Below are 25319 nucleotides of genomic sequence, written 5' to 3' on the forward strand. Positions count from 1 at the left end.
CGGTCCACGGCCGCATGAAACGAACGTCTACCAACTAATGTGATCCCTACCCGTGCCAAAACGCCGGCGGCCGCCCGTTGCAACGGGCGGCCGCTTCGGTCGACTCGCGATTGGTCAGGCGGTCACTGGTTCTTGCGGGTGATGGCCTTGAGGGCGGCCTGCGCGGCGTTGCCGACCTTGCTCTTCTTGTCGGCGGCGTACTCGCGCAGCGTCGGGACGGCGGCCTTGGCACTCGATCCCATCGACATGAGGCCCTTGGCCGCACCGATCTTCACCGAGTCCTCCTTGTCGTCCTTCAGGAGCTTCGTCAGGGCGGGGACGGCCTTGTCGGCCGGCTCGTCGCACGCGCCGAGCGCCTCGGCCGCGGCCGCACGGATCCCGGCGTCCTTGTCGTCGAGGCTCTTGTAGATGTCCGGCAGCGCGTCCGCGACGTAACTCTTCATGATCGCCGCGAGCTTGCCGAGTTCGTGCAGCGCGCTGATCTTGGTCTTGGCGTCCTTCCCGGTCTTCAGCTCCGCCGTGTACCGGATCGCGTCTTTCTCGGGACCCGCCAGCGCCTCGGACGGGAGGCTCAGGTACAACGCGCCGTTGAACAAAGCAACGGCGGCGAGGGATCTTACGAACCGAGTGGCGGCCATTTACGGTCTCCGGGAGGGGGGGACGGGTACGAGGTTGAACCCAGGGCGAGCGCTCGCGTTCCGTTTCGACGCTCCGGTCGGTTTTCGCGTTCCCGGATCGGTGCGGATGTGGTTCAATCTGTTCTGCCTACCACTCTAGCACTTCTCGGGTCGGAGAACACGCCGATGCTCGCGCGAATGTCGTTGGTGGTCTCGCTGGGGGTCGTTTTGGCCGGGTTCGCCGCCGCCGAGGACTGGCCCGGGTGGCGCGGCCCCCGGGCCGACGGCACCGTCGCCGAGACCGGGTTCCCCCTCACTTGGACCGCGAAGGACAACGTCCGCTGGAAGACCGAACTGGCAGGAACCGGGCACTCGTCGCCGGTCGTCAGCAAGGGGAAGGTGTTCGTCGCCGGGTGCGTCGAGGCCGAGAAGAAGCGCGTCCTGTACTGCGTGGACCGCGCGACCGGCAAGATCCTTTGGGAGAAGGCCGCGGTCGTCTCCGACCTGGAGAAGAAGCACAACGAGAACAGTTGGGCGAGTTCGACTCCCGCCGCCGACGGCGAGCGCGTGTACATCACGTTCCTCGACAAGCCGCACCTCCGCGTGTTCTGCTACGACCACGCCGGGACCCTCGTGTGGGAGAAGACCCCGGGCGAGTTCCACTCCCAGCACGGGTTCTGTAGCCCGCCGATGCTGTACAAGGATCTCGTCATCGTCAACGGCGACCAGGACGCCCCGAAGGGGCTCACGGCGTACATCGTCGCGTTCGACAAGAAAACCGGCGAGGAGAAGTGGCGGGCGGACCGCCCGACGAAGTTGCGGTCGTACTGTCCGCCGGTGGTGATCGACGCCGCGGGCAAGAAGCAGTTGGTGCTGACCGGCAGTAAGTGCGTCGCGAGCTACGACCCGGACACCGGAAAGCAGAACTGGATCATCAACGGGCCGACCGAGCAGTTCGTGTCGAGCATGGTTCTCCACAACGGCGTCCTCCTGATGACGGCCGGGTTCCCCGAGCACTGGGTGATGGCGATCGACCCCAGCGGGAGCGGGAACGTGACGAAGTCGCACGTCCTGTGGTCGAAGCAGAAGGAGGGTGGCTACGTCCCGTCGCCGGTGGCGCACGACGGCAAGCTGTTCCTGGTGGACGACCGCGGGGTCGCGAGCTGCTGGGACGTGAAGACCGGCAAGCAGCACTGGAAGGAGCGGCTGAGCGGGAAGGGGCACCACGCCTCGGCGGTCGCCGCCGACGGTCGCGTCTACTTCACCTCGGACGAGGGGGTCACGTTCGTGCTCAAGGCGAGCGCCGAGTTCGAGATCCTGGCGAAGAACCCGCTCGACGAGCGAGTGTTCTCGTCCCCGGCCTTCTCCGACGGCGAGATCTTCCTCCGCGGGGCCAAGCACCTGTGGTGCATCGCCGAGAAAAAGTGAGGGTACGGGTCGTCGGGGGCCGGGAGTCGGGTGTCTGGCGGAAACGTGTCGGCGTCCTCTGCCGATACCCGACCGGCCCGGTACCCGATATACCCGACTACAAGGAGGCTCCCCATGTCCCTCGCCGACGAGTTCCCTGAGATCACGAAGCGGAACGAGCCGCTCGCGCCGTACACGCACCTGCGGATCGGCGGGCCGGCCGAGTTCCTCGTCCAGCCCCGCGACGTGGACGAGCTCCGCCGCGTCCTGACCGCGTGCCAGACCCAGAAGGTGCCGGTGCGCATGTTGGGCGGCGGGAACAACCTGCTCGTCCGCGACGACCCGGTCCCGGGTGCGGTCGTGCAGCTCACCGCGGCCGCGTTCACCATGATCGAGTGGGACGGCAAGCGCATCACCGCCGGCGGCGGCGGCCCGCTCTTCGACCTCATCGCGTTCGCGGTCCGTCAGGGGCTGACCGGTCTCGAAACCCTCGTCGGGCTGCGGGGGACCGTCGGGGGCAGCGTGCGGTGCAACGTCGGCGACCGGTACGGTGAGATCGGGCAGGGGGTGCGGGCGGTGACCGTGCTCACCGAGACGGGGAAGGTGCAGGTCCGCACGCAGGAGGAGCTGAACTTCTCCGAGCACCAGAGCGACATCGACGAGCCCGTGATCCTGAACGTGGTGTTCGAGCTCGAGAAGGCCCCGGCGGCGGCGATCCTCAAGCGGATGCGGAAGGCGTGGATCCTGCGGAAGGCCGCCGAGCCGCTGAGTTTCCAGGCCGCCGTGCGGCTGTTCCGCAACCCGCCGGCGCAGACCGCTTCCACGCTCATCGACCGCGCCGGGATGACGAAGGCCCGCGTCAACAACGCCGAGCTGAGCGAGCGGAACTCGAACTACGTCGTCGCGCACCCCGGCACCACAGCGTCGGACATCATCCAGCTCGCCGACCGGGTCCGCACCCGCGTCCGCGAGCGCACCGGGGTCGATCTGGAGCGCGAGCTTCACGTCTGGTGAGGTCGGCAGGGTAGGCGTCACACGGAGTGTGACGCCAGTTCCGCGGCCGTCCACAAAAGAAGTGGCGTCACACGGAGTGTGACGCCCACCATCGGGTGACGGATGCCCGCGAAGCGCAAGCCGAAGCCGCCGCCCGAGACGCCCGGACCGGGGGACGTCCCGCCCCGGTCCGGCCCCGCGCGCCGGTTGCTGGTGGTCGGGCTCACCCTCGCGGTCGTCGCGGGGGTGGGGTGGGGCGTCGCCCGGCTCGGCGACGAGGCCCGCCGCGGAATCGGCAACCGCGACCGGTACGCCGTCCACTTCGCGGACATCGCGTGCGACGCGCCGCCCGGCCTCGACCGGCCCGCGTTCCTGTCCGAGGTGCGGTACGTCTCGAACTTTCCCGAAACGTTCCAGTCGCTCGACCCCGACCTGACCGCAAAGCTAACTGCGGCGTTCGCGGCGCACCCGTGGGTCGCGGCCGCCGAGGGCGTGACGGTTACTCCCACCGGCGGCGTGCAGGTGAAGCTGCGCTTCCGCGTCCCGGTGCTGCGCGTGCGAAGCGAGGGGAGGGCGGTCCTTGTCGATGCGGGTGGCGTCGCGCTGCCCGCGGAAGCAGCGGCGGCGAATGTGGCCGAACTGGAAAGCGCCGTGCGAACGCGGCCGCCGGCCGCGGGACAAGTGTGGCGCGACGCCGACGTGAAGCGGGCGGTGGAACTGGTCGCGTCGCACGATCCGCGGCGCATCGAGAAGACCGCGAACGGCTGGCGGCTCACCGCCGCGGACGGGAAGACGCTCCTCGTCGATCGCTAACCGCGGCTCAACTCCGCCAGCACGAACTGGGACCACGTCTCGAACTCGTCGACGCGTGCCGCCAGTTCCACGAGCGGCGTGAACCCGGCGTCAGCGAGTGCGTCCTCGCGGGAACTCACGTCGCGGCTCGTCAACTCAACCAGATGCACCACGCCGAGGTGAACGCTGCCGACGGGCGTGCGGTCGTCGTTGATGAATCCCAGAAAGGTGTCGGTCCATGAACCGCCGATGCGCACTTCCTCGTGCAGTTCGCGGAGCATGCCGGTGCGGTAGGGATCGTCGCCGCCGCGGGCGTCGGCCTCGCTGATGTGGCCGCCGATGCCGACCGACCGCAGCGCCCGGAGCCGCGTTTCGGTGCCGCTCGACCCGCGGCGGTAATGGAACAGGTCGTCTCCGCACCTCAGCACGACGTAAGGGATGAGTTGCTTGAACTCGGGCTGTGTCTCGACCTGCGACCGCGGGCGGAAGGAGTACTCGCCGGGGTCGAGGATCGCGTCCCGGTACGCGGCGTCGGCGGTGCGGAAGCCGTGGAAGTACCCCGCGGCCCGGAACCGGTCGGTCGGGATCACGAGGACGCGCTCGTCCGTGGGCATGTCACTTTCCGCTCAGGACGGCGGGGGCCGAGTGCTTCGCGTGCTCGGCGTCGAGCCCCGCGTACACTCCGAAGTCGTTGAAGAACAGCCGCTTCGCGATCCGGTAGAACACGTTCTTCTCGGGGATCTCGGCCGCCGGGTTGTACTGCGACGTCCGCGGCACCATCGCACCCAACTCCGCGAGCGCCGTCTGCCGGGCGGTCGCGTCCTTCGCGCCGTGCGCCTCGACCAGTTTCTTCAGTAGGTCGGGCCGCTCCAGGACGATGCACCCGCGAGTCGTGGTCGCGGCGAGCTTGCGGAAGTCGGCCAGGAACGCCGAGCGGGTGAACTTCTCCTTGAGCGAGCGGCGGTCGCTCTCGGTCGAGTGGATCGACTCGGTCGAGAACTGCACGATCGGGCACGGCTCGATCCCGCCCCACGGGTTGATGTGGTGGCTGATGCCGTTCGCGGCGGGGCACAGCGCCTTGCCCTCGCCGTCGTGGTAGGCGTCCACGATCACGATCGGCTTCTTCGCCCGCATCTCGACGACGAACTTGCGCGCCCGCACCGCCTGTTCCGGCGTGAGGCACAGTTCGGGGTTCGGGTTCGGCCCCATTGGCCGGTACACGTGGAACCAGGTGTAGAGCACGCCCATGCGTATCAGCGTGTCGACCCACTCTTCGCGGAGCGTGTCGTCGATGTTCGTGCGGGCCAGGCTCGTGCAGACGCCGGTGAACACGCCCGCGTCGAGGCAGTTCCGCAGCCCCTGCATGGTCTTGCTCAAAACCCCCGAGCGGCCGCGGCGCTCGTCGCTGACGATCTCCGTGCCCTCGACCGAGATGAGCGGGGTAATGTTGCCGAGTTGCCGCATCCGCCGTGCGCGCTCGGGCGTGATGAAGTGGCCGTTCGTGAAGATCTGGAAGTAGCAGTCCGGGTGCTCGGCCAGCATGTCGAGCAGGTGGGGGTGCATGAACGGTTCGCCGCCGACGATGCCGAAGAACACGTTCCCCATCCGCTTCGCCTCGCGGACGAGCGTGTGGAACGCCTCGGGCGCGATCGTCTGCTGCTTCATGCTCACGTCGACCCAGCACCCCTGGCACCGCAGGTTGCAGGTGTTGATGATCGAGACGTAGAGGAACGGGGGGAAGAACTCGCCCCGCTGCATCCGCCGCTTGTGCTTGTGGACCGACAGCGCGCCCTTCACGCCCATTGTGTACGCGAGCTTCCAGAGGAGCCGCTTGTCGGTCTCGACGATGACGCGGCGGGCGAGCTTCAGCGTTGCGAGCAGCACGGCGGGTCTCGGTGGGGTGCGGAGGCTCGGGCTTATCTTATCCGGCCGCCGGGCGATCGGTCACACCGCGCCGAGCCCCGGGCCGTTGAGGACCGCGGTGTTCATCGTGCCGTTGCGGATCGTGAACACCCCCGGGAACCGCGCGTCCCACGACGCGTTCGCCGCCGGGCAGTACTGCCGCCCGTTCGACTCGATCGCCGCCACGCCCGGAACGTGCGCCGCGATGCTCGCGGAATGAATGAGCGACGCGCCGACGCAGGTGAGGTCCTGCACGCACCGGAACAGCCCGAACTTCTGGGCCGCGGCCGCGAGCAGGAGCGTCTGAGTCTGCCCCTTGCACGCCTTGAACGCGACCCCGGTGTAGCCCATCTCCCGCGCCAGCAGCAGGCTCTCCAGGTCGAGCAGCGACTCGTCGATCACCACCGGCTTGAGCTTCGCGGCCTCGTGCATCCGGTTCGCGGGGTTCGCCTTCAGGTCGCGGGCCGTCGGCTGCTCGACGTACTGGATTCGGTCGTACCCGGTCGGCGTGCGGTCCTTCACCCGCCGCAGGAACTCCAGCAGGTACGCGACGTTCTGGCACCGCTCGTTGAAGTCGAGCGAGTACCACAGCCCGGAGCCTGCTCGCAGCCGCAGTGCTTCTGACGCGACCTTGTCGATGTGGACGACGCGGTGAACGTCCCAGTCGAGGTCGTCGCCGTTCAGTTTGATCTTGAGGTGCGTCAACCCGTCGCGTGCGATCCACTCGTCGAGGGATTCGGGCAACCCGTCGCCGATCGCCGCTGCGACCTCCGGCCGGGTAATCGGGTCCAGAGCCCCGACGAGGTGGTACAGCGGCATCGTCGCCTTCGGTTCCGCCGTGACGTAGCGGTCGAGGCGGTCCCCGGCGAACTCCGCCCCGAGGTAGTGGCCGAGGTCGTGTTCGAGGAACTCGGGGCCGTAGGAGGAGAAACAGTTCCGGCTGTGCAACTTGCCGTAGGCGTCGTGCAGCGCGGCGTCGAACGCCGACGCGACGACGAGTTTGGCGAGCGCCGGCATCGGCTCGACCGGCGCGCCACCCGGGACGTGTGCCAGGACGACCGGTTCGAGGGTGTGCGTGATGTCGATCGGGTGCCCGCTCTGCTTGCACGCGAGGTACAGCGCCGCCGTCCCGGCCGCGAAGCTCTGCATCGCGGTGAGCGTGGTGGTGTAGTCGAGCGACCGCGACGGCCACGCCCACACGTTCCCGAGAGGCATCGACCCGAACCCGTCGCCCCGCTTCCCCTGGGCGTCCTCCACGACCATGCGGACGTTCAGCAGGGTGACGCGGTCCAGCGCTACGCCGCCGAACTTGATCGGCGTGCGGTAGCGGTAGTGGTCGTAACCGACCGACAGGTCGCGAATCGTTACGTCGGTGGAACGCATGGAACCGGGAATTGGGGGATAGGAAAGTGGGGATTGGCAGCCGCCGGCACGCCGATAGGGTATGCGCAGTTGCCCAATCTCCCACCTCCAATCTCCAATCCCCCAATCTCCCCCGATGATTCCCGACTGGCAACTCCCCCAAGGCGTGGACCGCGGCCTCTGGGACTACCTGCACGCCGCCGACATGGTCGCGGGGTACGACGAGCAGATGCGGGCGTCGCCGCTCGCAGGGGCCGACGTCGCGTTCTGCGAGCGCGCGTTCCCCACGCCCGGCCGGCTCGTGGACCTGGGGTGCGGCACCGGGCGGCTGTGCGCCCACTTCGCGGGCAAGGGGTACGACTGCGTCGGCGTTGATCTATCCGATGAGATGCTCGCGAGAGCCCGCGAGAGCGGGGCGCGCGTCGAGTGGGTGAAGGCGAACCTCGTCGACCTCGCCGAACTGCCGGCCGCGAGCTTCGACTACGCCGCGTGCCTGTTCAGCACGCTCGGCATGGTCCGCGGGGCCGAGAACCGGGCGAAGGTGGTCGCAAACGCCTTCCGCTTGCTCAAGCCCGGCGGTCGGTTCGTACTGCACGCCCACAATCGGTTCTTCCACCGCCTCGGCCGGACGCGAGTGCTCGCCCAGCGCTGGAAGACGCTCGTCGGCAGCACCTCGGCGGGTGACATCACGATGTCACAGGCCTACGGCGGCGCGCCGCTGACGCTGCACCACTTCACGCAGCGTGAGGTTCTCGGACTGCTGGAAGCCGCGGGATTCGCGGTACGTGACGTGTTCGCGACCGGCGACGACGGCCGACCCGCGACCAGCACGCGCGTTTACGGGTGGTTGGTACTCAGCGAGCGACCGCGTTGAGGTCAGCCGTGAAAATGATTCCGGACGACCTGCACACCCCATCTCCGGAACCATGTTACCTGTCCGGAAGAAACTACGTTGGACAAATGTTAAAGTATTGATGGCTGGTGACTTGCGACAAAATTCACGCGGCAGAGGAGGTGATTTGAGGTCCGGAACAAATACAAAGTTATACGAGAAGTCGCCATTTCAGCACTTTGATGTGAGCGCAATTGCTCGTCGAGTCAGGCCCTGACTTGTGAGCGGATCGCTGCCTATCCTTTTCCAGGTACGAGACCCCAATCCGCGAAGCCGCGTGATTGGGCTATTCTCCCCGCAGTTGTCGCAGCACCTCGTCGGGGGCGGGTTGGTAGCTGTGCGGTTCCATGCTCATCGCGGCCCGGCCCTGGCTCAGGCTCCGCACCTCGTTCGCGTAGGTGAACAGGTTCGCCAGCGGCACCAGCGCGATCACCTCCATCATGTCGCCCTGGCCGGAGTCCTGCGACTCGATCTGCCCGCGGCGCTTCGTCAGGTCGCCCATGACACTGCCCAGGAACGCCCCCGGGGTCGTCACCGTCACCTTCATCAGGGGTTCGAGCAACTGCACGTTTCCCTCCGTCGCCTCACGGTACGCGCGGATCGCGGCCGCAACGAACGAGTCCTCGCTCGACAGCACCGGGTCGAACTTGGCGTCGGTGATGCGGGCCTGCGCGTTCATCATCGGGTAGCCGAGTTCGCCGGTCTGGAGCGCGTCGCTGAGCGCCCGCTCGGCGGCCGCCATGAACGCCACCGGCACCGGGTTCTCGTCGGTGTTCACCACGTTGAACACGCCGACCGGCTTCTCGCTCTTGAAGTTCGTGAACGACACCTTCAGTTCCGCGAACGCCGGCTTGTCGCCGAGCTTGTCGAGCTTGATCTCGACCTGCCGCGGGGCCTTCAGCATCTCGCGGTAGCTCACGTTCGGCTTGCCGACCCGCACCTTGAGCCGGAAGTCGCGCTCGAGGCGGTGCTTCTTCACCTCCAGGTGCAGCGTGCCCATGCCGCTCATCAGCGTCTGGCCGGTGTCCTTGTCGGCCTTCACCTTGAACGTCGGGTCCTCGAGTTGCAGCACCTCCAGCGCGAGGCCGAGCTTGTCGCGGTCGCCGCCGCTGTCCGGCTCGATGGACTGGCTCACCACGGCCTCGGCGAACGAGATCGTTTCGAGCAGGATCGGGTGCGCCGTCTCGCACAGCGTGTCGCCGGTCCCGGTGTCCTTGAGCCCGACCACGCACACGATGTCGCCGGCCGGCCCCTCGGCGACCTCCTCCAGCCCGCGGGCCGGGTCGGCGTGGACGTGGAACGGCTTGGAGATGTTCTCCTTGACGTCCTTGCCGGGGTTCAGCGCCCGCATGTTCGGCTTCAGCACGCCCGAGTAAACGCGGAGGAAGAACCGGTTCCCGCTCGGGTGCCACGCGGCCTTGAACACCAGGGCGCAGAACGGCTCCTTCGGGTCCGGCTTCCGCGTCAGCTCCTTGCTCCGGCCCTTCGGGTCGGTGCCGACGACGGGCGGGCGGTCGAGCGGGCTCGGGAGGTAGTACGTCACCGCGTCGAGCAGCGGTTGAATGCCGATGTGCTCGCGGCCGGACCCGGACAGCACGGGGAAGATCTTGCCGGCCAGGCACTGCTCGCGGATGAGTTGGCGGACCTTGGCGGGGTCCGGCTCCTGGCCCTCCAGCACCGCCGTGGAGATGAGGTCCTGCGGGTCGTGGAGCGTGAGCACGTCGAACAGCTTCTCGCGGTACTCCTGGGCCTCGTCGAGGTGCTCCTCGGGGATGTCGGCGTCGCGGACGGTCCTGCCCAGGTCGCCCGCGTCGAAGAACTTGGCCCGCATCGTCACGAGGTCGATGACCCCGCGGAACGGCGCGCGGCTGTCGGCCTCGCCGCCCGAGCCGATCGGGGTGACGATCGGCACCGGCCGCCCGTGGTCCTCGAAGTTCGGCGTGAGCCGGGCGCGGACCGTCTCCAGCGTCTTGGCGAAGTTGGCCCCGACGACGTCCATCTTGTTGACGAACACGAGCCGCGGGACGCCGTACTTGTTCGCCTGCCGCCACACCGTCTCGGACTGCGCCTCGACCCCCTTCTGGCCGTCGAACACAACGACCGCGCCGTCGAGCACCCGCAGGCTCCGCTCGACCTCGGCCGTGAAGTCGACGTGGCCCGGGGTGTCGATGAGGTTGATGGTGTACCCGGCCCACTCGAACGGCACGCACGCCGAGTAGATGGTGATGCCCCGCTCCTGCTCCTCCTGGTCGTAGTCGGTGACGGTGTTGCCGTCGTCCACGCCGCCGAGCTTGTGCATGGCCCCGGCGTAGTAGAGCAGGTGCTCCGTGGTCGTGGTCTTGCCGGCGTCGATGTGCGCGATCACGCCGAGGTTGCGGACCCGGGGGAGGTCGAACGTCGATTTCGCCTTGGCCATCGGAACACCAAGTGGACAGTGGACGGTGGTGAGTGGTCAGTTTACCAAAGCGGGTTCACGAAACGAAAAGAGGCCAGTGGGCGGTGCCGGGTTCGGCACCGCCCACTGACCACTTCCGACTACCCGGTTCTCAAGTCACCACGCGAAGTGGCTGAACGCCTTGTTGGCCTCGGCCATCTTGATGGTCTGCTCGCGCTTGGCCATGGCCTCGCCCTGGCGCTGGAACGCGGCCATGAGTTCCTCGGCGAGGCGGAGGTAGGTCGGGCGGCCGGCCTTCGAGCGGATCGCGGCGAGGAGCCACCGGATCGCGAGGCTCTCGGCCCGCTTGGGCTTCACCTGCATCGGGACCTGGTAGTTCGCACCGCCGACGCGGCGGGACCGGACCTCGAGGCTGGGCTTGATGTTGTTCAGCGCGTCGGTGAACACCGCGATCGGGTCGGCGTCCGGCATCCGCTTCTTGATCTGGTCCAGCGCGTCGTACACGACCCGCGTGGCGACGGACTTCTTGCCGTCGTACATGAGGCAGTTGGTGAACTTGCTCAGGAGGAGCGAGCCGTACCGGGTGTCCGGCGCGAGCTTCGTGTACGAGGCGGTGCGGTTTTTGGAACCCATGGTCTTCGTTTCGAGTTTCGAGTTTAACGTTTCGAGTTTCAGCGTGCTCCGGGCCGAGCGGTCCGTGGCTCCGGGCACTCTCGTGGCCCGGTCCACTTGACGCGGTCGACGCGAAACGCGGAACCCGCTCCCGGTTACTTGCCTTCCTTCTTCGCCCCGTACTTGGAGCGGGCCTGCTTGCGGTCGCCGACGCCCTGGCAGTCGAGGACGCCGCGGACGATGTGGTACCGGACGCCCGGGAGGTCGCGGACGCGGCCGCCGCGGACGAGCACGATCGAGTGCTCCTGGAGGTTGTGCCCCTCGCCCGGGATGTACGCGGTCACCTCGACGCCCGTCGAGAGGCGGACGCGGGCCACCTTCCGCAGCGCCGAGTTCGGCTTCTTCGGGGTCATCGTCTTGACGACCGTGCAGACGCCGCGCTTCTGCGGGCACCCCTGCATGGCCGGGTGCTTCGACTTCGACCGCTGCGGCACCCGGGGCGACTTGATCAACTGGTTAATCGTCGGCATTCGTCGACATCCTGGCTCGGCCGCCGGCGCGGGTCGCCGGACGGGAAGCGGTATGTTAGCGGTTCACGAAAAAGCGGGAAGGGGGTTGGTACGGTTTTTGGCGAGCGGGGGACGCGGGTCCCCCGGTTACCGCCTCGCCCGTGCCGAGCGGGGGACCCGCGTCCCCCGCCCCCAGGTCGAAACTCACTCCGCGGCGGCCGCCGCCTCGGGCTGCCCGTACCGGTACTCGGCCCCGGTCAGGTTGATCTTCACCTCCGACTCCTGGTGCGTCTTGAAGCCCGTGCCCGCCGGGATCAGGTGCCCGAGGATCACGTTCTCCTTGAGGCCCACCAGGTAGTCGACCTTGCTCGCGAGGGCCGCTTCCGTGAGCACCTTCGTGGTCTCCTGGAAGCTCGCGGCGCTGATGAAGCTGTCGGACTGCACGGCGGCCTTGGTGATCCCGAGCAACTGGATCTCGTTGCTGGCCGGCTCGGGGGGCACGCACGTCGGGAGCCGCTTCTTGCCGCTGCCCTTTTCGAGCCCGGCGCGGACCTCCTCGAACGCCTCCCGGCTGACCACCTTGCCGGCCTCGAACGGCGAGTCGCCCGGGTCCACGATCTTGACGCACTCGTCGGTCGTGCGGCGGTTCACCTCGTTGAACGCGAACTGGTCCATGACCGCGCCCGGGAGCAGCCCCGTGTCGCCGGTGTCGGTGACCTTCACCTTGCGGAGCATCTGCGACACGATGATCTCGATGTGCTTGTCGTCGATGTCCACGCGCTGGGAGCGGTACACCGCCTGGACCTCGCGGCACATGTACTCCTGGACCGCGTCGGCCCCCTTAATCTTCAGGATGTCGTGCGGCACGAGCGGGCCGTGGACCAGCGCGTCGCCGGCCTTGACGTACTCGCCCGCGTGGACCCGCATGTGCGCGGCCCCGGGCACCTGGTGCTCGCGGTCCGGGTCCCCGGTGGGCTTGCCGTCGTCGGTCTCGGGGACCACGTAGACGAGCTTCTTGCCCCGCTTCTTGTCGCCGATGCGGACCTTGCCGTCGATCTCGGCCATGACCGCCGGGTTCCGGGGCCGCCGGGCCTCGAACAGCTCGGTGACCCGGGGCAGGCCGCCGGTGATGTCCTGCTGCTGCGACACCTCGCGGGGCGTCTTGGCGAGCAGGGTGCCGGGGCCGACCTTCTGGCCCTCGGTCACCTGGATGTTGGCCCGCTCCGGGATCGGGTACCACTTCAGGACCACGCCCTTGTCGCCGAGCACCTGGATGACCGGGTGCAGGTCGCCCTTGTGCTCCATGATGGTCCGCCGCTCGATGCCGGTGGCGGTGTCCTTGTCCTTGCGGAGCGTGACGCCCTCCTTGATGTCCTGGTACTTGATCGTCCCGCCCTCCTCGGTGACGATCGGCATCGAGTGCGGGTCCCACTTCACCAGGGCCGCCCCGGTGGCGACCTCCTGGCCCTCGGCGACGAGCACCTCGGCCCCGTTGGGCACCCCGAACCGCTCGAGCACCGGGCCGTCCTTGCCGCGGACGATGAGCAGCTCGCCGGTCCGCGGGGCCAGCGCGATGCTCCGGCCCTCGTCGTTGTTGACGACGCGGATCCGCTCGAACTGGACGATGCCGCCCTTCTTCGTCTTGTGCTCGCTGTCGGCCGCCGCGCCCTTGCTGGCCACGCCGCCGATGTGGAACGTCCGCATCGTGAGCTGGGTGCCGGGCTCGCCGATCGACTGGGCCGCGATGATGCCGACGGCCATGCCGTCCTCCACCAGCGCCCCCGTGGCCAGGTCCATGCCGTAGCACAGGCGGCACACGCCCAGGGAGGCGTCGCACGTCATCGGGCTGCGGACCATGATCTTGTCGAACCCGGCCTTCTCCAGTTCCTTGGCCCGGAACGGGTCGATCATCTGGTTCTCCTCGACGATCACGTCGCGGGTCGTCGGGTTCTTGATGGTCTCCCGGGACACGCGGCCGCGGATCGAGTCGGCCAGCGAGCGGTCGATCTCCTCGCCCTTGTACATCACGCCCTTGCTCATCCCGCGGGTGGTGCCGCAGTCGTGCATGGTGATGACGACGTTCTGGGCCACGTCGGCCAGCTTGCGGGTGAGGTACCCCGAGTCGGCCGTCTTCAGCGCGGTGTCGGCCAGGCCCTTACGGGCCCCGTGCGTGCTGGAGAAGTACTCCAGCACCGTCAGCCCCTCGCGGAAGTTACTCTTGATGGGCGTCTCGATGATCGCCCCGCTCGGCTTCGCCATCAGCCCACGCATGCCGGCGAGCTGGCGGATCTGCTCGATGCCGCCCCGCGCGCCCGAGTGGGCCATCAGGTAAATCGGGTTCAGGTACGGCACCACCTTCTTCGTCACCTGGTCCTCGCGGCGGTCGTTGGCGAGGTCGGTCATCATCTTCTTGGTGATCATGTCACGGGCTTCCATCCACGTGTCGATCACCTTGTTGTAGCGCTCGACCTCGGTGATGATGCCGCGCTCGAACTGCTTGCGGACCTTCTCGACCTCCTTGTCCTTCTCCCTGAGCACCCCCTCCTTGTTCTCGGGGGTCCGCAGGTCGCTCGCGGCGAACGACAGGCCGCTGCGCGTCGCCTGCCGGAACCCCGTTTCCTTCATCCGGTCCAGCAGCGCGATCGTCTCGCGGCGGCCGAGGAGCTGGTAGCAGTCGGCGATGATGCGGCTCAGGTACTTCGAGCTGAGCGCGAGGTCGTAGAACGCCATCTTCGGGTGCAAGATGTCGTTGAAGATCACGCGGCCGACGGTCGTGCGGACGAGGCCGCTCGGCTTCCGGGGCAGCTCCTCGGCCCGGGCGGTGCCCTTCTCGTCCTTGACCTCGCTGACGACCTTCTTGGGGAACTTGTTCCCGTGCGGGAGCTTCAGCTTGGCCGCGCCCCGCTTGGCGTTGTTCTCGCGGACCTTCGCCTCCTCGGCGAAGAACGCCTCCTGCGTGACGAGCGCCCCGACGGTGAGCTTCGTGTCGCCCGCGTCGGTGACCTCGACGTACCCCTGCGGGAGCCGCACCCACACCTTCGCGTGGAGCCCGAGCTTGTGCTCGGCGAACGCCCGGAACAGCTCGCCGGGGTTGTGGAACTTCATCCCGTCGCCGGCCTCGACGGCCTCGTCCTCGGTGCCCCGGGCGGCCGTGAGGTAGTAGCACCCCATCACGATGTCCTGCGACGGCGTGATGATCGGGTTCCCGTTGGCCGGGCTGAAGATGTTGTTGGTCGACATCATCAGGACGGTCGCCTCGACCTGCGCCTCGATCGAGAGCGGCAGGTGGACGGCCATCTGGTCGCCGTCGAAGTCGGCGTTGAACCCCTTGCACACGAGCGGGTGGATCCGGATCGCGTTGCCCTCGATGAGCACCGGCTCGAACGCCTGGATGCCCATCCGGTGCAGCGTCGGGGCCCGGTTCAGCATCACCGGGTGGCTCTTGGTCACCTCCTCGAGGATGTCCCAGACCACGTCGTCCTTGCGCTCCAGCATCTTCTTCGCCGACTTGATCGTGTCGGCGTGCTGGAGCTCCTTGAGCCGGCGGATGATGAACGGCTGGAACAGTTCCAGCGCGATCTTCTTCGGCAGCCCGCACTGGTGCAGCTTCAGCTCCGGGCCGACGACGATGACGGACCGGGCCGAGTAGTCGACCCGCTTGCCGAGCAGGTTCTCGCGGAACCGGCCCTGCTTGCCCTTGATCATGTCGGTCAGCGACTTGAGCGGGCGGTTGCTCGACCCCAGCACCGGCCGCTTGCACCGGTTGTTGTCGAACAGCGCGTCCACCGACTGCTGGAGCATCCGCTTCTCGTTGCGGATGATGACCTCGGGCGCGTTCAGGTCCACCAGCTTCTTCAGCCGGTTGTTCCGGTTGATGATCCGGCGGTACAGGTCGTTCAGGTCGCTGGTCGCGAAGTTGCCGCTGTCGAGGAGCACGAGCGGGCGGAGGTCCGGCGGGATCACCGGGATGCACTCCAGCACCATGTACTCGCACTTGTTCGAGCTGTCGCGGAGCGACTCGACGGTCTTGAGCCGCTTCACCAGCTCCTTGAGCCGCTGCTTGCTGGCCTTGTCGCCCCGGGCCATTTCCTTCTCGAGCCGCGCCCGCAGCTCCTTCGCCAGGTCCGTGAGGTTCAGCTTCTCCAGCAGCTTCTTGATGGCCTCGGCGCCCATGTCCACTTCGAACACGTCGCCGTGCAGCTGCCGCATCTCCTTGTACCGGTCCTCGGTCAGGATCTCCCGCTCCTTCAGGATGGGCTTCTCGCCCTTGCCCAGCTCGCCCGCGTCGACGACGACGTAGTCCTGGAAGTAGATGATCTTTTCCAGGTTGGTCGTCTTCATGTCCAGCAGGGTGCCGAGGCGGCTCGGCATCGCCTTGAAGAACCAGATGTGGACGACCGGGGCGGCCAGCTCGATGTGGCCCATGCGCTTGCGGCGGACGCGGCTGTGCGTGACCTTCACCCCGCAACGGTCGCACACCATGCCCTTGTACTTCATCCCGCGGTACTTGCCGCAGGTGCACTCCCAGTCCTTCTCCGGCCCGAAGATCCGCTCGCAGAACAGGCCGTCCTTCTCGGGGCGGTACGTGCGGTAGTTGATGGTCTCCGGCTTCTTGACCTCGCCGTGGGACCACGAGCGGATGTCCTGGGGGCTGGCCAGCGAGATCCGGACGGCCCCGAAGTCGTTGATCCGCTCGTACGAGTTCGACTCGCCGGCGGCGTCGGCGGTTTTGACAACAGGCGGTGCGCTGGACATATGAAACTCCCCGGTGTGGACAGGAGTGGTGTTCGTGGGATGAGCGAGCCACGGGGCTTGCCCCGTGGTCGTTGTCTTCACTTCAGGCGCCACGGGGCTCGCCCCCGTGGCCCGCCGGCGGGCCTCAGACCCGCTTCTTTTCCAGGCACATGTTGAGCCCGAGGCCGCGGATCTCGTGCGTGAGCACGTCGAAGCTGGCGGGGGTGCCGGCCTCCAGCGTGTTCTCGCCCTTGACCATGCTCTCGTAGATCTTCGTGCGGCCCTCGACGTCGTCGGACTTCACGGTGAGCAGCTCCTGGAGGATGTAGGCGGCGCCGTACGCCTCGAGGGCCCACACTTCCATCTCGCCGAACCGCTGGCCGCCGAACCGCGCCTTGCCGCCCAGCGGCTGCTGGGTGATGAGCGAGTACGGCCCCGTGGCCCGGGCGTGGACCTTGTCGTCGACGAGGTGGTGCAGCTTGAGCATGTAGATGTACCCGACCGTGACCGGCTGGTCGAACGCCTCGCCGGTCCGCCCGTCGTACAGCACGCTCTTGCCCGTCTCCGAGTACCCGGCCTCCTTGAGCGAGGCCCGGATCTCTTCCTCGGTCGCCCCGTCGAACACCGGGGTGACGGCCTTGAACCCGAGCTTCGCGGCCGCGTACCCGAGGTGCGTCTCGAGGATCTGGCCCACGTTCATGCGGCTCGGCACGCCGAGCGGGTTCAGGAGGATGTCCACCGGGGTGCCGTCCTTGAGGTACGGCATGTCCTCCTCGGGGAGCACCTTCGAGATCACGCCCTTGTTCCCGTGCCGGCCGGCCATCTTGTCGCCGACCGAGATGACGCGCTTGGTCGCGACGTACACCTTGACCATCTGCTGGACGCCGCTGGGCAGCTCGTCGCCCCGCTTGAGCGAGTTGAGCTTCCGGTCCTGCTCGTCGATGAAGAACTGGAGCCGCTCCCAGTGCCGGTTGTAGATCTTCTGGGCCTTCTTCTGGTGGTCCGGGCTGCGGACGTCGAGGTTCTCGAGCTTGAACACCTTGGCCTGCTCGGTGACGACCTTGTCGTCCTTGTCGCTGCCGAGCTGCTTGCCGGTGTTCGGGTCCTTCAGCTCCTTCTTGTCGAGCACCTCGCCTAGGGCCTCGATGAACTCGCGGAACTGGCCCGCGATCTTCTCCGAGTACGTCTCGTTGATCTCCTTCTCCTGCCGCGCGATCTCCTTCTTCTCGTCCTCGGTCATGCTCGCCCGGCGGCTGAACCGGTGCGCGGCGATGACGATGCCCTCGACGCCCGACGGCACCTCGAGCGAGTCGTTCTTCACGTCCTCGCCGGCCCGGCCGAAGATCGCGTGCAGCAGCTTCTCTTCGGGCGTCAGCTCCGACCGCGACTTGGGCGACACCTTGCCGACCAGGATGTCGCCGGGGCGGACGTACGTGCCCAGTTGGACCACGCCCCGCTCGTCGAGGTTCGACAGCGCCTTGGGCGAGACGTTCGGGATGTCGCGGGTGAACTCCTCCTTGCCGAGCTTCGTCTCGCGGATCTCGATGTCGAACTCCTCGATGTGGATCGAGGTGTACGTGTCGTTCTTCACCAGCCGCTCGCTGATGATGATCGCGTCTTCGAAGTTGTACCCCTCCCACGACATGAACCCGACGAGCACGTTCCGCCCGAGGGCCAGCTCGCCCCCGCGGGTCGCGGCCCCGTCGGCCATGACCTGGCCCTTCTTCACCTTCTCGCCCATGCGGACGATCGGCTTCTGGTTCAGGCACGTCCGCTCGTTGAGCCCGTGGTACTTCCGCAGGACGTACTCGCGGACGATCTTGTCCTTCTCCTCGAGCTTGATCCGCTCGGCGTCCACGTACACGACGGTGCCGTCCTCCTGGGCGCGGACGAGCATCCCGGAGTGCTTGGCGACCTCGACCTCCAGGCCGGTGCAGACGAGCGCCGGCTCGGGGATCAGCAGCGGCACGGCCTGCCGCTGCATGTTCGAGCCCATGAGCGCGCGGTTCGCGTCGTCGTGCTCGAGGAACGGGATCAGCCCCGCGGACACGCCGACCATCTGCTTGGGCGACACGTCGATGTACTCGACCCGGTCCGAGAGGATGAGCTGCAGGTCGCCGGCCAGCCGGCCGTTCACGCGGTCCACCGAGATCTTGTCGCCCTCGGTCGGGATGTCGGCCGGCACCAGCGCCGCCTGCGACTCCTCGTCGGCCCGGAGCCGCACCACGTCGTCGGTCAGCTTCTTGTTCTTGACCTTCTTGTACGGCGTCGTGAGGAACCCGTACTCGTCGATCTCGGCGTAGATCGAGAGCGACGAGATGAGCCCGATGTTCGTGCCCTCGGGGGTCTCGATCGGGCAGATGCGGCCGTAGTGCGAGATGTGGACGTCGCGCACCTCGAACCCGGCCCGCTTCCGGTTCAACCCGCCCGGCCCGAGGGCCGACAGCCGCCGCTCGTGCGTGAGCTGGGCGAGCGGGTTCGTCTGGTCCACGACCTGCGACAGCTCCGACCGGCCGAAGAAGTACTCGATCGCGGCCGAGACCGACTTCGGGTTGATGAGGGTCCGCGGGCTCATGTCCTGCTGGTCGCGGATCGCCATGCGCTCCTGCACGGTGCGGCGGAGCTTGAGGAACCCCTTGCGGAGCTCGTCGGCGGCGAGCTCGTCGATGGTGCGGAGCCGGCGGTTGCCCAGGTGGTCGATGTCGTCCACGCCGCCCTTGTGCGCCCGCAGGTCGAGCAGGTACTTCATCGAGTTGACGAAGTCCACGCTCCGAAGGGTCATCTCCGTCTCGGCGACGGCCTGGTCGAACTTCCGGTTGATGCGGAACCGGCCGACGCGGCCGAGCCGGTACCGGTTGGCGTCCTGGAACTTCTCCTTGAACAGCTCGCGGGCCTTTTCGAGCTGCGCCGGGTTGCCCGGCCGGAGCCGCTGGTAGATCTTGAGCAGCGCCGCCTCGTGCGAGTCGGTGCCGTCCTCGTTCAGCGAGTTGAGGACGATCGGGTCCTTGGGGTACGAGATGACGGCCAGCTCGTTGATGTTGGCGAGGATCGCCTTGTCGGCCTTGTCGGCCGTGAACGGCTTGCCCGCGTCGAGGTACACCTCGCCCGTCTCCGGGTCGATGACGTCGTCGGCGGCGATCATCGGCATGACGCCGGCCTCGACGTCGCCGACCAGCCGGGCCCGCAGCGCGGCCGGGTCCTTGCCGAACTTGACGTGCTCGATCGGCAGGAACTCCTTGAGGATGTTCGCCGTGGTCGAGTACATCGGGTCCATGGCCCGGAGCAGCGTCAGGGCCGAGAACTTGCCGCTCTGGTCGATGCGGACCCCGAGGGTGTCCTTCTTGGTGCAGTTGATCTCGATCCAGCTCCCGCGTTCTGGGATGATGCGGCAGGAGTGGAGGTCCTTGTCGGCCTCGCGGGTGACGACGAAGTCCACGCCCGGGGAGCGGTGGAGCTGGGAGACGACGACCCGCTCGGCCCCGTTGATGATGAACTCGCCGCCGCCGATCATGATCGGCATGTCACCGAGATAGACTTCCTCCTCGACGGCGGTACCATCGCTCTTGCGGAGGCGGAGCCACACGCGGAACGGGCGGCCGTAGGTGAGGCGGAGCTGGCGGCACTCGTCCGGGTCGTACCGGGGCTTGCCGAGGTCGTACTTGATGTACTCCAGCGCGATCTTCTTGTCGTAGCTCTCGATGGGGAAGATTTCCTTCATCACCCCTTCGAGGCCGGTCGGGGTCCGCTTGTCCCAGTGGACGTCGAGCTGGAGGAACCGGTCGTAGGACCGCGTCTGGACCTCCGTGAGGTCCGGGACCTCGACGGCGTCGCCGAAGCGGCCGAAGTTGCGCTCGGTCGTGGGGACAATGATCCGCTGTGCCGGGATGGGCATCGGGGTTGCTCCTCCCAAGGCAGTTCAAAGTCGGAAGTTCATTGTTCAAAGTTGAGGACGGCGGATTCAACTTTGAACAATGAGCCCTGAACCTTGAACCGTCCGGAAATCGGCGAAGCCGGCGCGCGTCCGCTGCCCCCTTGGCAGCGGACCTTGCGTCGGAACGCGGGGGTGGTTATTGAACGCTGTAACGACGAGTGATCGCGGCGGACACGGGGGGGGCCCCCGGCGCGCGCGACGCGCGAGTCAAGGACACCGACGACCGCCCGTCGGGTTCACCGCTCGGGCGGGCGAACCCCGGACTGAATGTTCCCACAAGCAAGGGCATGGTGTGGATTCGAGAGGGTAAGGCACATCCGGGCAAGTGGGTCGCGCGCATTGTCACCACTGGCTACGCGGATGGCCCCGTTGACCGCTCCCCTGGCCAGAGGAGGTGGATACGGGGCCGAAAAAGCCGGTCCGCTTGACCGATACGTGTTTATCGTATTCGAGTGGATTGGGTAAATCTACCCACCCGGGCATTTTTTTTGCACGATAGAGCAGCACGAGCCCACCCGTTCGACGGGTGGGCTCGGCTCGTTCACACGGCCACTCAGCCGGCCGGCTTGACGGTGACCTTCGCGCCGGCGTCCTCGAGCTTCTTCTTGAGGTCCTCGGCGATCTTCTTGTCGACGTTTTCCTTGATCGACTTCGGGGCGGACTCGACGGTCGCCTTGGCCTCGGCCAGGCCCTGGCCGGTCAACTCGCGGACGACCTTGATGATGCCGACCTTCTTGGCCGCGTCGAAGCCGCCTTCGAGGATCACGTTGAACTCGGTCGGGGCCTCCACCGGCGCCGCGGCAGCAGCGGCGGCGACCGGAGCAGCGGCGGCCGCGCCGGCGGCCGGCTCGATGCCGTACTTTTCCTTGAGCAGGTTCTTCAGTTCGACGGCCTGTGCAATGGTCAGGGCGGCGATCTGGTCGCCGAGTTCAGCAATGCTCGCCATGGGAGTATTCCTTTTGTAAAGCTGCCGGGTGAAGCGGCCCGGCGGAAGCGTAATAGCCCGGTTAAGAACGCCCACAGACCGCTGTCTAGGGGCTTGGATGTTGTGACAGCTCAATCAACCCACAGGTTCGACTCAGCTCGCGGCGGGGGCCGGAGCGGCGTCGCCGGTCTTCTCCTCGATCGCCTTGAGGATGCCGGCGAGGTTGTTGGCCGGACCGACCAGGGCACCGGCGATGGCCGAGCCCGGCGCGAGGATCGCGGAGACCAGCGAGCCGATCGCCTCGATGCGGGTCGGGATCTTCTCGGCCTGTTCGATGGTGACGGGCGTGCCCTCGGACACCGCCGTCTTGATCTTGAACTTGTCCGGGGCCTTGGGGTCCTTCTTCAGATCCTTGATCAGGCCCCTGACGGCAAGAGCGAGCTCCTTGACGCTCTCGCCGCCCCAGGCCAGCAGGGTCGGGCCGCTGCCGGTCTCGACGGCGACGCCGTTCTCGGTGAACACCTTCTTGACAAGAGTGTTCTTCACGAGCTTGACGCGGATCTTCTTCTCGCGGAGCTTCTTGCGGAACTCGTACTCGGTGGCCGAGTCGAGCTTCAGCGGCTCCAGCAGGACCATGTCCCGGACGCCCTTGAAGGTGTCGCGGAGGGTGTTCAGCTCCAGCTCTTTGATCTTCTTGCTCATTGCTGCGCCAGTGTTCAGTGTGTAGTGGGCGGTGTGCAGTCAAGACACCAGCGGCACCTCGTGCCGGGGACCGCAGGTGGAGCAGCGGGGGTTGCACGTCCCACTGCTCACGTCCCACTGTCCACTTGCAGTTAGAAGGAAATCCGGATGCCGGGGGACATGGTGGCGGAGAGCACCACCCCGTTGATGAAGTTGCCCTTCACGCCCGACGGCTTGGCGTTGCGGACCTGCTCGACGAAGACGTTGATGTTCTCGACGAGCTTCTGCTCGTCGAAGCTCATCTTGCCGACGCCCGCGTGGATCTGCCCGGTCTTGTCGGACCGGTACTCGACCTTGCCGGCCTTGAACTCGCGGACCGCGGCGTCGAGGTTGCCCGAGGCGGGGACCACGGTGCCGGCCTTCGGGGTGGGCATCAGGCCGCGGGGGCCGAGCACCTTACCGAGCCGGGACACCATCGCCATCATGTCCTGGGTGGCGATGACCACGTCGAACTCGAGGAACCCTTCCTTCTGGATCTTCTCGACGAGGTCGGCGGCCCCGACGATGTCGGCCCCGGCGGCCTTCGCCTTGGCGGCGTTGTCGCCCTGGGCGAACACGGCCACGCGGACGCTCTTGCCGATGCCGTGCGGCAGCGGGATCGCGCCGCGGACCATCTGGTCGGACTGGGTGACGTCGATGCCGAGGTTGATGTGGACCTCGACGGTCTCGTCGAACTTGACCCGCTTGAGCTTCTTGAGTTCCGCGACGGCCTGCCGCAGCGGCACCGTGCCGGTCTCGCGGAGCTTCTTCTCCACGTTGCGGAGGTGGTTGCGGAGCTTCTTGCCGCGGCGGGGCGGGACGCCCGGCTTCTTGGTCCGCTTCGCGGTCGGGAGTGCGGCCTCGGCGGCGGGCTTGCCCGCAGGCTCGGCGGCCGGCTTGGCGTCTGCGGCTGCGGCTGCAGCGGGTAGGGTCGCGGTGGGGGCGGCGGCTGCGGCCGTCGGCTCCGGAGCCGCGGCTGCGTCGGGCTGTTCATTCGCCATTTCGTTCCTCTCGGTAGCGGGGTTCGCCGGTGTTTCGGCTACGACCCCTCCCGCTGCGGTGGCTTCGTGGTGACAAAGCGCGTGCGGCGGTGCGTGAGAAGATATCGTTTATAACGCGAGCCCGCCCCTGGCAACAGGGGTGCCCGAAATTTCGCTTGACACCGCGGTGCGGGGAGGGGGGTCTTTTGGCAAATCGTGTGCGTCAGCGACCGGAGTTCGCCAGCAATAGAAGCGATGGCACGCGGGTGACGCGGATCAATGCCGGATTCCAGACGGATCAGACAAGACCCGGTCCACAGAACGACCTATCTCTGATCCTCTTCATCCTGCCTTTCATCCGCGTCATCCGCGTGCCATCGCTTCGATCTGGATTGCACGTTCACTTCCGCTGCGGGATCAGCTCCAGCGCCAGCAGCTTCCCCTTGCCGCGGACGTACATGATCCCGTTGCTCAGCACCGGCGGGGCCCAGCACGGGTACTCCAGTTCGGGCACCTCGTACTTCGAGACCTCGTCGTACTTCTCCGGGTTCGGCTTGATGAGCGACAGCATCCCGTACTCGGAGAGGCTCACGAGGTGGTTGTCCACCGCGAGGAACGTGCAGCGCGTCGTCTTCCGCTTCGCCCACTTCACGTTGCCGGACTTCAACTCGACGCACCGCAGCTCGGCGTCCTCGGTGTGCCGGCCGCTGCTCCCGTAGACGAACCCGTTGAGGTGGACCGGTGTGTTCCAGTGGCACTGGAGCGCCTTCTCGTCGCGGTCCTTGGCGGCGTCGGTCCACACCTCTTTGACGTTCCCGCCCTTCACCTCGATCAGCACCGCACCCGGGCCGTAGCACTCGGTCAGCAGGATCTGGTCGCCGACCACGACGGGGTTAGCTGCGTTCACGCTCTCCTCGATCTTCGCCCGCCACGGCTCGCGGAACAGTTGCTTGCCGGTCTGGGGGTCGAACCCGGTCAGCCCGCCGCGGCCGAAGTACAGGGCGGTCTTCTTGCCGTCGACGGTGGCGATCGTCGGGCTGGCGTAGCTCGCGAGTTCGTCGCCGGCCTCGTACTTCACGGTGCCGGTCTTCTTGTCGAGCCCCACGAACGCGGTGCCGTTGGGCTTCACCTGCCGGAAGTCGACCGGCCGCGGCCCCTTCTCGCTGCCGCCCACGGCGACGATGAGCAGGTCGCCGTCCACCACCGGCACGCTGCCGACGCCGAAGAAGTTCTGGTGGAAGTGGTACTTCGCCTTCGTGTCGAGCCGCCACACCTCCTTCCCGTCGTCGGCCCTGAGGCAGACGAGCAAGCCGTCGGGGCCGTAGACGTACACGCGGTCGCCGTCCACGACGGGGCACGCGCGGGGGCCGGGCTCGTACCCGTACCGGTCCTCGTAGGCGGTGGGGAACTCGTGCGTCCACAGTTCCTTGCCGGTCGCGGCGTCGCGGCAAGTGGTGCGGCAGGCGTCGTCGAACCGGTCGAAGTGGTAGAGCTTCCCGTTGGCGACCACGGGCGGCGCGTACCCGATGCCGAGCTTGCACGCCCAGAGCTTCTTCAGCCCCTCTTTCGGCCACGGGGCAACGATCCCCTTCTCCGGCGAGGCACCGTCGTGGGTCGGGCCGAGGATCGTGGGCCAGTCGGCGGCTGCGGCCGCGGCTCCGGCCAGCAGGCACAGCGCGAGGGCGAGTCGGGTGGGGGTCATTGCGGGTCCGTTGGGGTGCGCGGTATCCCGCAAGCGTACCCAACGCCGCGGGGCAGGGGAAGGCGGCAGCGCCTCGCAATCCCCCGGACCGCGGGTATTATGGGAGGCACGACGCCCGCCCCGGAGCACCACCGATGCCAGACCCCATCGACCGCCGCTCGTTCGCCGCGTTCACCGCCAGCGTCGTGTTGGGCCGCGAGGCGCTCGCGGCCGACACGCCCGACGTGGCCCCGATGCCGCACCGCGTCCCGGCCGAAGCGCCGTTCACCCGCGACTACCCGCCGCCGGGGTTCAACCCGAGCTGGAAGAACCCGCAGATCAACCGCCTCCTCGTGCAGGACTTCGTCGTCTTTGCGCACATGGACCTCGACATGACGAAGAAGCTCCTCGAGCGGGAGCCGGGGTTGCTGCACGCAACGATGAACTGGGGGGCCGGCGACTGGGAAAGCGCCCTCGGCGCGGCGTCGCACATGGGCCGGCACGACATCGTCGAGTTCCTCCTCGAACGCGGGGCGCGGATCGACATCTTCTGCGCCGCGATGATGGGCCAACTCGAAGCGGTGCGGGCGTTCCTGACGCTCCAGCCGAAGCTCATCGACGCGAAGGGGCCGCACGGGTTCACGCTCCACTTCCACGCGCAGGTCGGCGGCGACCGCTCGGCCAAGGTGCTCGACTACCTCCAGACGGTGAAGAAGCTGGACCTGAAGCCGGTGCCGTTCCTCAAGAAGCCGGCCGAAAAGACCGACCCGCCGAAGAAGCCCGATTGATACCGGATCTGTTGGGTTCGTGTCGGTCCGAGCCCGAGCGCCGAGCGAGGGTCAACGTGAACCCTCGCTCGGCGCTCGG

17 protein-coding genes and 1 pseudogene are annotated in these 25319 nt (G+C 67.4%); 5 read left to right on the top strand and 13 right to left on the bottom strand.

The window, feature by feature from the left end; genetic code table 11:
- Positions 1 to 122: 122 nt before the first annotated feature.
- Positions 123 to 638, bottom strand: a complete 516-nt coding sequence (locus ACTIGN_RS02075; protein WP_439620853.1) for a HEAT repeat domain-containing protein — start codon at positions 636 to 638, stop codon at positions 123 to 125.
- A gap of 165 nt (positions 639 to 803) precedes the next feature.
- Between ACTIGN_RS02075 and ACTIGN_RS02080 the strand changes: the two genes are divergently transcribed.
- The 3 genes from ACTIGN_RS02080 to ACTIGN_RS02090 all read left to right on the top strand — a co-directional run bounded on the left by ACTIGN_RS02080 (position 804) and on the right by ACTIGN_RS02090 (position 3830).
- Positions 804 to 2045, top strand: coding sequence for an outer membrane protein assembly factor BamB family protein (locus tag ACTIGN_RS02080; protein WP_439620854.1), 1242 nt, complete (start codon positions 804 to 806; stop codon positions 2043 to 2045).
- 114 nt (positions 2046 to 2159) lie between these two features.
- Complete coding sequence (gene murB, locus ACTIGN_RS02085; RefSeq protein ID WP_439620856.1) at positions 2160 to 3038, top strand: UDP-N-acetylmuramate dehydrogenase; 879 nt, start codon at positions 2160 to 2162, stop codon at positions 3036 to 3038.
- Positions 3039 to 3140: 102 nt separating this feature from the next.
- The gene (locus ACTIGN_RS02090) at positions 3141 to 3830 is read left to right on the top strand and encodes a hypothetical protein (RefSeq protein WP_439620857.1); all 690 of its coding nucleotides are present in this window, start codon (positions 3141 to 3143) and stop codon (positions 3828 to 3830) included.
- On the opposite strand, the gene ACTIGN_RS02095 is transcribed toward ACTIGN_RS02090, so the two are convergent.
- Genes ACTIGN_RS02095 through ACTIGN_RS02105 form a run of 3 tightly spaced genes read right to left on the bottom strand, consistent with a single transcriptional unit; the run spans position 3827 to position 7094 of the window.
- On the bottom strand, positions 3827 to 4423 hold the full coding sequence (locus ACTIGN_RS02095) for a phosphoesterase (RefSeq protein WP_439620859.1): 597 nt from the start codon (positions 4421 to 4423) through the stop codon (positions 3827 to 3829). The genes ACTIGN_RS02090 and ACTIGN_RS02095 overlap by 4 nt on opposite strands.
- Position 4424: 1 nt before the next feature.
- A complete protein-coding gene (locus ACTIGN_RS02100; protein WP_439620861.1) occupies positions 4425 to 5693 on the bottom strand; it encodes a radical SAM/SPASM domain-containing protein in 1269 nt (422 codons plus the stop codon).
- Between the two features lie 60 nt (positions 5694 to 5753).
- Positions 5754 to 7094, bottom strand: a complete 1341-nt coding sequence (locus ACTIGN_RS02105; protein ID WP_439620862.1) for an enolase C-terminal domain-like protein — start codon at positions 7092 to 7094, stop codon at positions 5754 to 5756.
- Between the two features lie 115 nt (positions 7095 to 7209).
- Between ACTIGN_RS02105 and ACTIGN_RS02110 the strand changes: the two genes are divergently transcribed.
- Entirely contained in the window at positions 7210 to 7947 is a 738-nt protein-coding gene (locus ACTIGN_RS02110) for a class I SAM-dependent DNA methyltransferase (protein ID WP_439620864.1), read from the top strand.
- A 304-nt stretch (positions 7948 to 8251) separates the two neighbouring features.
- On the opposite strand, the gene fusA is transcribed toward ACTIGN_RS02110, so the two are convergent.
- The 9 genes from fusA to ACTIGN_RS02155 all read right to left on the bottom strand — a co-directional run bounded on the left by fusA (position 8252) and on the right by ACTIGN_RS02155 (position 24473).
- On the bottom strand, positions 8252 to 10381 hold the full coding sequence (gene fusA / locus ACTIGN_RS02115) for an elongation factor G (RefSeq protein ID WP_439620865.1): 2130 nt from the start codon (positions 10379 to 10381) through the stop codon (positions 8252 to 8254).
- A gap of 135 nt (positions 10382 to 10516) precedes the next feature.
- Positions 10517 to 10993, bottom strand: coding sequence for a 30S ribosomal protein S7 (gene rpsG / locus ACTIGN_RS02120; RefSeq protein ID WP_439620866.1), 477 nt, complete (start codon positions 10991 to 10993; stop codon positions 10517 to 10519).
- Positions 10994 to 11127: 134 nt separating this feature from the next.
- Positions 11128 to 11502: a 30S ribosomal protein S12 gene (gene rpsL / locus ACTIGN_RS02125; protein WP_144947693.1), complete on the bottom strand. Its 375-nt coding sequence runs from the start codon at positions 11500 to 11502 to the stop codon at positions 11128 to 11130.
- A gap of 183 nt (positions 11503 to 11685) precedes the next feature.
- Entirely contained in the window at positions 11686 to 16236 is a 4551-nt protein-coding gene (locus tag ACTIGN_RS02130) for a DNA-directed RNA polymerase subunit beta' (protein WP_439620868.1), read from the bottom strand.
- A gap of 124 nt (positions 16237 to 16360) precedes the next feature.
- Positions 16361 to 20107: a DNA-directed RNA polymerase subunit beta gene (gene rpoB / locus ACTIGN_RS02135; protein ID WP_439620869.1), complete on the bottom strand. Its 3747-nt coding sequence runs from the start codon at positions 20105 to 20107 to the stop codon at positions 16361 to 16363.
- Between the two features lie 592 nt (positions 20108 to 20699).
- On the bottom strand, positions 20700 to 21092 hold the full coding sequence (rplL, locus tag ACTIGN_RS02140) for a 50S ribosomal protein L7/L12 (protein WP_439620871.1): 393 nt from the start codon (positions 21090 to 21092) through the stop codon (positions 20700 to 20702).
- Between the two features lie 132 nt (positions 21093 to 21224).
- The gene (gene rplJ, locus ACTIGN_RS02145) at positions 21225 to 21773 is read right to left on the bottom strand and encodes a 50S ribosomal protein L10 (protein ID WP_439620872.1); all 549 of its coding nucleotides are present in this window, start codon (positions 21771 to 21773) and stop codon (positions 21225 to 21227) included.
- A 131-nt stretch (positions 21774 to 21904) separates the two neighbouring features.
- Entirely contained in the window at positions 21905 to 22792 is an 888-nt protein-coding gene (gene rplA / locus ACTIGN_RS02150; RefSeq protein ID WP_439620874.1) for a 50S ribosomal protein L1, read from the bottom strand.
- A 379-nt stretch (positions 22793 to 23171) separates the two neighbouring features.
- The gene (locus ACTIGN_RS02155; protein ID WP_439620876.1) at positions 23172 to 24473 is read right to left on the bottom strand and encodes a PQQ-binding-like beta-propeller repeat protein; all 1302 of its coding nucleotides are present in this window, start codon (positions 24471 to 24473) and stop codon (positions 23172 to 23174) included.
- 359 nt (positions 24474 to 24832) lie between these two features.
- Between ACTIGN_RS02155 and ACTIGN_RS02160 the strand changes: the two are divergent.
- Positions 24833 to 25153 (top strand): annotated as a pseudogene (locus ACTIGN_RS02160) (ankyrin repeat domain-containing protein); the annotation flags it as partial.
- Positions 25154 to 25319: the final 166 nt, after the last annotated feature.

It is taken from the genome of Gemmata sp. (assembly GCF_051859125.1).
GTDB lineage: Bacteria > Planctomycetota > Planctomycetia > Gemmatales > Gemmataceae > Gemmata.